This window comes from Staphylococcus sp. GDX8P54P, assembly GCF_017893165.1.
In the GTDB taxonomy this organism is placed as follows: Bacteria; Bacillota; Bacilli; order Staphylococcales; family Staphylococcaceae; genus Staphylococcus; species Staphylococcus borealis.
Genome location: NZ_JAESMM010000037.1, coordinates 1 through 10,101 on the forward strand (window position 1 = coordinate 1; position 10,101 = coordinate 10,101).

The 10,101-nt window shown below is 32.8% G+C and carries 9 protein-coding genes; all 9 read left to right on the top strand.

What is annotated here, in order from left to right; translation table 11 throughout:
* Positions 1 to 1,893, top strand: a 1,893-nt coding sequence (locus tag KA909_RS11240) for a peptidoglycan DD-metalloendopeptidase family protein (RefSeq protein WP_210130220.1), incomplete at its 5' end; no start/stop codon positions are given.
* A 2-nt stretch (positions 1,894 to 1,895) separates the two neighbouring features.
* The gene (locus KA909_RS11245; protein WP_210130221.1) at positions 1,896 to 2,729 is read left to right on the top strand and encodes a phage tail domain-containing protein; all 834 of its coding nucleotides are present in this window, start codon (positions 1,896 to 1,898) and stop codon (positions 2,727 to 2,729) included.
* Between the two features lie 11 nt (positions 2,730 to 2,740).
* On the top strand, positions 2,741 to 4,957 hold the full coding sequence (locus tag KA909_RS11250; protein WP_210130222.1) for an SGNH/GDSL hydrolase family protein: 2,217 nt from the start codon (positions 2,741 to 2,743) through the stop codon (positions 4,955 to 4,957).
* A gap of 43 nt (positions 4,958 to 5,000) precedes the next feature.
* The gene (locus tag KA909_RS11255; protein ID WP_210130223.1) at positions 5,001 to 7,220 is read left to right on the top strand and encodes a phage tail protein; all 2,220 of its coding nucleotides are present in this window, start codon (positions 5,001 to 5,003) and stop codon (positions 7,218 to 7,220) included.
* On the top strand, positions 7,210 to 7,362 hold the full coding sequence (locus KA909_RS11260; RefSeq protein ID WP_204185421.1) for a hypothetical protein: 153 nt from the start codon (positions 7,210 to 7,212) through the stop codon (positions 7,360 to 7,362). Before KA909_RS11255 ends, KA909_RS11260 begins: the two co-directional genes overlap by 11 nt.
* Before the next feature lie 36 nt (positions 7,363 to 7,398).
* The gene (locus KA909_RS11265) at positions 7,399 to 7,818 is read left to right on the top strand and encodes a hypothetical protein (RefSeq protein ID WP_210130224.1); all 420 of its coding nucleotides are present in this window, start codon (positions 7,399 to 7,401) and stop codon (positions 7,816 to 7,818) included.
* On the top strand, positions 7,802 to 8,200 hold the full coding sequence (locus tag KA909_RS11270; protein ID WP_210130225.1) for a DUF4060 family protein: 399 nt from the start codon (positions 7,802 to 7,804) through the stop codon (positions 8,198 to 8,200). Before KA909_RS11265 ends, KA909_RS11270 begins: the two co-directional genes overlap by 17 nt.
* Before the next feature lie 48 nt (positions 8,201 to 8,248).
* Complete coding sequence (locus tag KA909_RS11275; RefSeq protein ID WP_053016446.1) at positions 8,249 to 8,545, top strand: phage holin; 297 nt, start codon at positions 8,249 to 8,251, stop codon at positions 8,543 to 8,545.
* 8 nt (positions 8,546 to 8,553) lie between these two features.
* Complete coding sequence (locus KA909_RS11280; protein ID WP_210130226.1) at positions 8,554 to 10,002, top strand: N-acetylmuramoyl-L-alanine amidase; 1,449 nt, start codon at positions 8,554 to 8,556, stop codon at positions 10,000 to 10,002.
* The last annotated feature ends 99 nt before the right edge of the window (positions 10,003 to 10,101 follow it).

The following is a 10,101-nucleotide window of genomic DNA, read 5'->3' on the forward strand; positions in this document are numbered from 1 at the left end:
AATAAATTAATCGAAGGTGTCAATTGGGTAGCAGGTAAATTAGGCATGGATAAACTGCCTAAAATAAAATTGTCTACAGGTACTGAAAGCACTCACACACAAAATTATGTAACGAATGGTAAATTAAACCGTAACACATTAGCTACTGTGGGTGATAAAGGTAAAGGTAACGGTCCTGGTGGATTTAGACATGAAACAGTAATCCCACCTAAAGGTAAACCTTTCATTACGCCTGCGAAAGATACTACTATGCCTTTATCAAAAGGTACACGTATCTTAAACGGTGCTCAAACTCATGCAATGTTAACACGACCACAGTTTAGTATGGGTACAATACCTAAGTTTGCTAGTGGTACCTTGTCTAATCTTTTAGGCGGGGGTAAAAAACCTAAGAAACATAAGCATGATGACAATCTAGTGGGTGATGTAGTAAACGGTACTAAAGCTCTAGCCGGCAAAGTAGTAAATAGTGGTAAAGCAGTAGTTAGTAAGACCTTAGAAACTGCAGGCAAAGGCAAAGACTGGTTGAAAAGCGCGATTGGTGACGTTATGGATTGGTTCGACAAACCTGGTAAATTAGTAGATAAGATACTTGAAGGGTTTGGTGTCAGTCTTGACGGTTTTGGTATAGCTAAAAGTGCAGAATTACCGTTCAAGATGATGAAAGCGATGTTTAAAAAAATAAAGACCGGTATAAAAGATAAATTTACTGAATGGTTTGATGAAGCCGGTGGTGGTGAAGGCGGTTGGGTTGATATTAGCAAAGGTGTCAACTTCCCATTTAGCCCTCATGGACGAGCGCCTGGTTATCCGTTCCCTTATCCACACAAGGGGGTCGATTTAAACTATGTGTACGATAAATTGTATTCAACTCACAATGGTACAGCTACCGCTAAAAGTGGTTATAACGGTGGTTTTGGCAACTCAATGTGGATAAAATCCGGTATTTATGAAATTATTTACGGCCACATGAGTAAACTTGCTTTCAACGGCTCTAAAAAAGTACACCCAGGTAGTTATTTAGGTGTATCTGGTAATACTGGTATGAGTTCTGGACCGCACTTACACTATGAAATGCGAAAAAACGGTAAGCCAATCGATCCTATGCCTTTCTTGAAAAAACAATCAAAAGGTGGAGGTAAATCTGGTGGCTCGCGTGCAGCAAGTAAGTGGCGTCCGGAAATTATCAAAGCATTAAAAGCTAATGGTTTACCAACAAGCAGTAACTATGTCAATGCATGGATAAGACAAGTACAAAGTGAAAGTGGCGGTAACGCTGGTGCAAGACAACAGGTTCAAGATATAAACAGTGGACCAAACGCAGCAAGAGGTTTACTACAAGTTATACCTACAACATTCGCCGCAAACAAACTACCGGGTCACGGTAACATCATGAACGGTTTAGATAACGCAATGGCGGCTATCAATTACGCCAAAAAACGTTATGGAAAAACTGGAATGTTACAAGTTATCGGTCATGGACATGGTTATGCAACTGGTGGCCTAATCAAATCTGCTGGTTGGTACAACATTGCAGAAGGCGGTTATCCTGAGTGGATAATTCCAACCGATCCATCTAGACGTAATGACGCTATGAAGATGTTGGCACTTGCTGCACAAGATATAGATAAGAAAAGTAGTACAAGAGGTAATAAACGACCTAATAACTTAAAAGCACCAAATAACCTTTATTCAAATAATAATGATGAGTTATTACTACAAATGATTGAACAACAACAGCAACAAATTAATTTATTAATGGAAATTGCTAGAAGTAATAGAGGTATTGAGAATAAAGATACAAATGTTTATTTAGATTCAAAGCAGATAAATAAAAGTATAAATGAGCAAAACGCTTTAATTAAAAAAACTAAATTAATGGGAGGTAGATAAACTTGCCATTTACTATACATGATATAAAAATGAATGGAATTAAATATCCAGTTGGTGTTATACCACTGGATATTTTAGTATCAGCGATAGAAAAAGAAAGATTAGTAGAAAGTATTAAAGGAGTGCCAGGGAATATTAATTATGGTTTTGATTACAAAGAGAGGGAAATAACATTAAATTTTTGGTTAAAACATTATCACGGTGAACACGATCAAAAGTTATTGAAAAGCGAATTATATGCCATGTTGGATAGTCAACCGTATTTCTATATAAGTGATGATCGTTTACCTACTAGAGTACTTAAAGTTGCTATAGATGAGCCTTATATGCCAGACAGAATAAATGGTACAAACATTCACACTTTAGAAGTTAAAGCTCAAGTTATAGGTTTACCATTTTGGCAATCAAAATATACAACGCAAGATGTTGAAAAGAATAGCTTCACTTCAATTGTTGAACAATTTGGATTAGCAGATGGTATTAATGTAGATTATCCTAATTATTCTTTTACAGACAATAATTTTACAGTTTGGAATGGTGGAAACACTACGATTGATTACCGGAATATGTATTTAAAAATCGAAGTCCAAAATTTAACTACCAAAGGTAATTTCACAATAGAAAATCTAAATACAGGCGATCGTTTCATTTTTAATAAAGAAGTAAATAATCAAAATCTTGTTTTAAATGGTCCCGTAATAACAGTGGCAGATGATAACCGATTAAGAGATACTAACCGAGCTTTCATCAAATTAAAGCCAGGAGCAAATGAAATAAAAATCAGTAATGGAACTTTTTCAAAAACTAATTTTGATTTTAGATATTTATACAAATAGGAGTGATATAAATGGGGAGAAGAGTTATATACAGTTTATGGGATAGAGATAACTTATTAAGTGTTAATAATAATTTTACAGAGTTGTATACTTTGGTAACAACATTAAAAAATTTATCGTTAACTTTGGTTAATGATGGTAAATTGACCGCATCTCAGTTTGCAGATTTACAAATCACATTAAATGATTTGGTTAAAAAGGGAAGTTTAACAGTAAACGATATTAATTATAATCTTGGTAAAATAGGTCTAAGTCATTTGTCAGATGAGGTTATCCAAGCAATTGCAGGTAACGCTAATGTTAACGCCATACCTACAGATTATAGTATACCGATCGAAAAATTGATGTTTACAAACAGAAGTGTAAATTTATTTAATAAGCTAACAATAACAAATGGATACTATATTAATAATGTAAATGATAGCAATGGCGGCCAACCATTAGCAAACACTTCTTATTCAGTTAGTGATTTCATCAAAATTGATGGGGGACAAACCTATACTAAAAACAACGCTTTTGCTTACTATGCATTTTATGATAGTGCAAAAAAATATATCCACACAAATACCTATTCTACACAAACAATTACAGCACCCACAAATGCAAGCTTTGTACGATTTACTTTTGTCAAAGGGGCTGAAAACACTGTTATGTTTGTTAAAGGCAACACACTTCCTAGCACATATCAACCTTATTATGTGAGCATACCTTCAAAATATTTAGATGTTTCATTCGACGATTTAAACGGTACTTTATCGGGGCAAAATTTAAAAAATAACTCTGTAAATGAAGATAAATTAACGATTATAAAAAAATCAGAAAATCTATTTGATAAGAACAAAATTACTAAAAGTTATTATGTTAACCCCACGAATGGTGCTCTATCTGCAAATGATAACTGGAATGCGTCAGATTATGTACCCGTTAAATCTAACACAAAATACTATAAAACTAATAATCGTAATTTATATGCTTTTTATGATAGTAATAAAACGTTTATTAATACTACTACGGTTTCAGATAACATCTTTACAACACCTGATAACGCAAAGTATGTGAGAGTATCGTTGCAACCTTCAGAAATGAGTACTTTTATGATAGTAGAAGGTAATTCACAACCTAATAATTATATCGAATATAAATCAGTATTAGATCCTGCTTTGATTGATAACTCTAAAGATGATTTGAGTGTTTATGGTAAATTTAATTTAAAAACTTATGTAGCAGATGTTGCTAAAGCGCAAAACCCTAAAATAAATAATAGATTAGAAATTGCCTTTATTGGTGATAGCTGGGTCGAAGGCGGAGAGTTTAGAAAAGGTGAACGATTAACATTACCATTAAAAGATAAGATATCAAATATTTACGGTGACGGTGGTATCGGCTTTGTAAGTTTTGCAAACAATCATGTAGGTAACGGCTTGGTAAATGTGTCGTTAAATGGAAACTGGACGCAATACGATGATTCGAAGTATAATATCGAACAATCTAAAGGGTTGGATAGTGCAATGGTTGAAAGTAGCACTGCAGGAGATAGTATCAAAGTGACATTTAACGAAGAGTTAGATTTTTACGAAATACACACGTTAAACACAGGTCAATGGCGTTACAACGTTGATGATGGTGATTGGGTAACGATTGATGCTAGCAAGCAGGAAGTTACACCCATTGATTTAAAATTAGGCAAACACACAATTAACATTGAGATTGTAAGTGATAAAGTTACATTTATTGGATCATATGCGTATAAAGGAGATAAAGGTGTCGTAGTCCACAAAATCGGTAATGGTGGTTTAAAAGCAAAACATATCGAAAGTACAGATCGTGATAACTACATTAAACAACTTAAACGTTGTAGAGCCAACACGTTTGGTGTTTTATTAGGCACAAATGATATGGCTCAAAATATTAGTCCGGAAGAACACAAAAAATCAATGCAGGAAGTAATTGAGAGAATAAAAACTGCTAAACCGTACGCAAGTATCTTTTTAATAACTCCTAGCGGTAACAATTTATCCAATACTCAATACTCAATGAAAGAATATGCTAAAGTTCAAATTGAGTTAGCAAAAGATAACAACTTAGGTTACATTAGTTTGTTAGAGTGTTTAGGGGATTTTAATATCACAAATGCGAATGAATTAATGTTCAAAGATGGAATACATCCAAATGCAAGTGGTGGCTTTGCAATTAGTAATTTAGTTTATGATAGATTATTAAGAATTTAGAGGTTAGCTTAATAGCTAACCTTTTTATTTTGGAGGTGATTAAGTGTTCATAAGAGATTTAGAAGGTAACGAATATATGATGGAGGGCGAAGTTAAGCACGAAATTGAAATTAATGGTGATGAACGTATTGATGTTGAAATTGAATATACTAATGTTAATAAACATTTTTTAGATAAAAAAGATGATTTAAAAATGTGGATTATCGGGTTTGGAGTCAATGAATATCGAGTGATTTCAAGTACAATGATCGGTTACGGTGATAAGTTAAAAATTAGTTGTGTTGGTATATTGTATATGCTTGATTATCTAAATTCTACCAGAATAATTGAACGTGTAGACGGTTCTTTGACAGTAAACGAAGCAATGGATTTAGTTTTTAAAAACACACCTTTCACTTATCAATTAGTTGTACCCAGATATTCTGAGCAATTTGAAGGTTTAGGTGAAGGAGCTACTAAACTTGAAGTTTTAAAAACATTTATTGAAAGATATAACTATGAAATTTCCATTAAAGATAAAGTAATGTATTTCCACGATAAGATTGGTATAGATAGCAATTTTCAATACCAATATCATTTAAACTCAGACGATATTTCCAAAGAAGTGGATGCAAGTGAATTATATACTTATATTGAAGGTTATGGTGACTATTCAGATGATGAAGAAGATGAAACAGTAGACGTAACTAAAAAAGCAAAACTAAACCCTAAAACTATGCAAAACAACCCATATATACATCCGTTAGCAAAATTATTGGGTAATAGAGTTGCTCCACCTATTAAAGATGGACGTATCAAGAAAGAAGAAACATTAATACAAAAAATGAAAGATACAGTAGACAACAGTTTGAGTATTTCATTTTCAGCTAATATAACAGCTTTAGTAGACCAAGGATATAAATATTCACATGCATATTTAGGTGATCGTGTGTTTTTAGTAGATGACCGAATAGGATTGAATATGGAAGTTCGGGTAATTAAAATGGAACGGACTTTTATTAGGGATGAAATGTTAGTTGAAACTAAATTAACTTTCGGTAATCAAGACATAGCAGATACTTATAGTTCTGATTTCAATACTACAATTTCAACAGTCAGTGATGTAGTTTCTGGAAAAAAAACTTTACCTGAAACTGCTATGAGCGTAAGTAGTCAAGCATCAGTCAAGAAAATTCAAAACGTTACATCTGAACTTATTTTTGATAATAAAGGCATACATTCGCAAGATAAACAAAATAAAAATAATATTATAACTTATAATAACTTAGGAATATATACATCTAAAGATGGTGGTAACACTTATAAAAATGTCTTAACTGCTCAAGGTATTAATGCTGACGTGATTTCATTAGGTACTATAGATACTAATTTAGTTGATATTAAAGGTGGTAACAATGATAGTTATACAAAAATAGCGTCTAACTATCTATCATCTTATGGTTCTTATCAACGGACATGGCAAAATAAAACAACATCAAATAATATATATACTCAATTAAAAGATGGATATCTTAATTTAAAAAATACTAAATATAATCAATCGCTTTACTTAGCTGATTTTGGCATTTCTACTTACATTGATGGTGATCAGACTAACAAATCGGGGACATTACAATTTTTCGATGATACTTATTCTAACGCAAGAGGCGTTACATTAAATTCTAATGCTGGTGTTGTTGCGTTAAGGTCTGATAGTAATAAAGTAATTTTAGATGCTTATGATGTTATTAATATAGAAAGTAAGAATGCTTCTGTAAGTATCACACCTATGGCACAAACGAATAGTAATAAGAATGAGTTCGTTTTCTCAAATAGTTCTAATAGTAAAGGAGTAAAAGGTTTACTTACTTATAATACTAATGGTCAAAGTAATATAGGTTTAGTATTTGAAAACAATGCAAAAAGCAATCTTTATACATTAGTGAACGGAGCATTACAAGTTGTTAATAGTAATTATGCTTATAAACCTATTAAAGCATCGGACTTTAATAACGCAGCAAGAGAAGATTATATTGAGAATGTTCAAAAATTGCAAGATGATGTATTGAGTAAAATCATTAATGATACCGAATTATATTCCTATAACTATAAATCAGATGAAGAGAAAAAGGTTAAAAATGGCCTTATCATTGGTGCAAATTACAAAACGCCAAATGAGTTAGTAAATGATGATGGCATTAATTTATACACAATGATTACATGGGCATTCAGAGCGATACAACAACTTAATGAGAAAATTGAGGTGCTAGAAAATGGAAAATAATAAAATTGATGATAAAGATATAAAATTAGCAGTTCAAAAGAAACAAATTGATGAACAAAACGAAATTATCGTTAATCTTCAAGTTCAAATCGAAAAACTTTATAGAGAAAATCAAGAGTTAAGTAAGCCGCAGTCAGAGTAGATTGTGGCTTTTAAATTTGTAAAAGGAGTTTTAAATATGAAAGAAAATGCGGTTAATTATAAAATTTTAGTTATTTTCCTATTTGGTTTCGGATTACTTATGTTTGAACGCGGTTTCTTTTGGATCAAAGAACAAACTGATGTATTACATGATAGCGAATTTTATATGGCATTACATCAAATAATGCCGATTTGGCTATGGGGCGTTTTAGGTATCATCTTTAGTTTGCATATTATTATTGCGCCTTTATGCTTACCTAAACAACATCTCAATAATAAATTCAATTACTTATGCTTAGTAGGAGGCGCTGGTAACGGTGTTTTCTACTTTTTTATGACTTCGGCGTCTATATTTAATGCAATTAATTGGTTAACTCCTTTACAATTTGCGACGTTTACCACAATTAATATATTGATCTCATTTTATGGAGGTGTCGCAGTTGTCAGAAAACGATAACCATTTTGTGACGCGTACAGAATGGCTAGATAACAACATTAAGGTTGATGAAAAGATAGATAAAGTTGATAGAAAACATACAGATGCTTTAAACAACTTATCTATAAAAGTAGAACGCCAAAGCATTCTACAAGAACAATCTCTTGAAAGTCAAAAGAAGTCAGAAAAGCACCTAGAAAAACTATCAGAAACCATGGGTAGTTTTGGGGCTAAATTCACAGATATGGAGTATCAAGTAAAGGATCACAGTAAGCAACTCGAAACTGTCAGCGAAGTGATTAAAAAGAAAAAAGATTATAGCGCAACAGTTGTAGGTGCAGTAATAACTGGTATTTTTGGCGTAATAGTAGCGTCAATCGGTTTTGCTGCAGCATTCTTTTAAGTCGGCACTTATGTGTCGGCTTTTTATTTTGGATAAGGAGTGAAAGAAATGGAACCTAAAGTAATAGCAAGATACGTAGTATTATTTTTAGCGTTGGTCAATCAATTTTTAGCAAACAAAGGTATATCGCCAATTCCTGTGGATGAAGAAACGATATCATCAATTATCTTAACAGGTGTGGCTTTATATACAACTTACAAAGATAACCCAACCACTAAAGAAGGTAAGTGGGCAAATCAAAAGTTAAAGAAATATAAAGCAGAAAAGAAATATCGCAAAGCAACAGGTCAAGCGCCTGTTAAAAACGAAGATATACAACCTACAAATTTAGATGAGTTAGGTTAGGTGATAGTATGTTAATGACAAAAAAACAAGCTGAAAAATGGCTTGATAATTCGGAAGGCAAGCAATACAACTCAGATTTAAGTTATGGTTTTCAGTGCTACGATTATGCAAATGCATTTTTTATGGCCGTTACAGGAGAAAGGTTATATGGTTTGTATGCTAAAAATATCCCTTTTGATAATGCAAACACAATTAAAAAGCATGGTAAATCGATCAAAAACTACGATAGTTTCTTACCGCAAAAATTAGATATTGTTGTATTTCCCGATAAATACGGGAGTGGTGCAGGCCATGTTGCAATTGTAACAAGAGCAACACTCACACAGTTTGAATGTTTAGAACAGAATTGGCTAGGACAAGGTTGGACTAATGGCGTAGTAAGTCCTGGTTGGGGTCCAGAAAAGGTTACAAGACGTTGGCATTACTATGATGACCCCATGTACTTTATCCGTTTAGATTTCCCTACAAAAATTAGTGCAGGTACCAAGGCGAAACAAATTATTAAAAGTAAACAAGCTAGTAAAAAAATAAAACCTAAAAAAATCATGATCGTGGCTGGTCATGGATATAATGATCCAGGTGCAGTTGGTAATGGCACAAATGAACGTGATTTCATTCGTAAAAACATCACACCACAAGTTGCTAAATACCTACGCCAAGCAGGCCATGAAGTAGCATTGTATGGTGGTAGCAAGCAATCACAAGATATGTATCAAGATACGGCTTATGGTGTTCGTGTAGGTAATAAAAAAGACTATGGCATGTATTGGGCTAACAAACAAAAATATGATTTAATTGCAGAGTTTCATCTTGACGCAGCAGGTTCAAGTGCAAGTGGTGGTCATGTAATTATATCTAGTGCCTTTAATGCAGATAGTATTGATAAAGGAATACAAGATGTGATTAAAAATAATTTAGGTCAAATTAGAGGTATTACTAAACGTAATGATCTACTCAATGCAAATGTATCGGCAGAAATTAATATGAATTACCGATTAACAGAATTAGGGTTTATCACTAACACATCCGATATGAATTGGATAAAAAAGAATAGTGATAAATATTCAAAACTGATTGCGGGTGCTATTCATGGAAAGCCTATTGGTGGTGTGGTTGCAAGTAAACAAAAAGCTACTCACAAAAAAGATAAAGTCGTTGCAGTACCTAAAGGTTATAAACTAAATGCTAAAAGTGTACCTTATAAAAAAGAAAAAGGGCGATATACTGTTTCTACTATTAAAGGCAATAATGTTAGAACCGCCCACAATACTAAAGCTACTATCACAGGTGTGTTAAAAAATGGCGAAAGCATTATTTATGACGGTGCATTTGCAGTTAATGGTTATCGTTGGATCACGTATTTAAATAATGATTTAAAACGACGTTATATTGCAACAGGTGAAATTGATAAAAAAGGAAATAGAATGAACAGTTACGGAAAGTTTACTAAGGTATAAATTTAACGAAAGCAATAACCTTGTCAAAGTTTATACATGCTAATATAATACACTCAGATGACATTTCACTATTAGTTCGTAAAGGGATAAGCATAACGG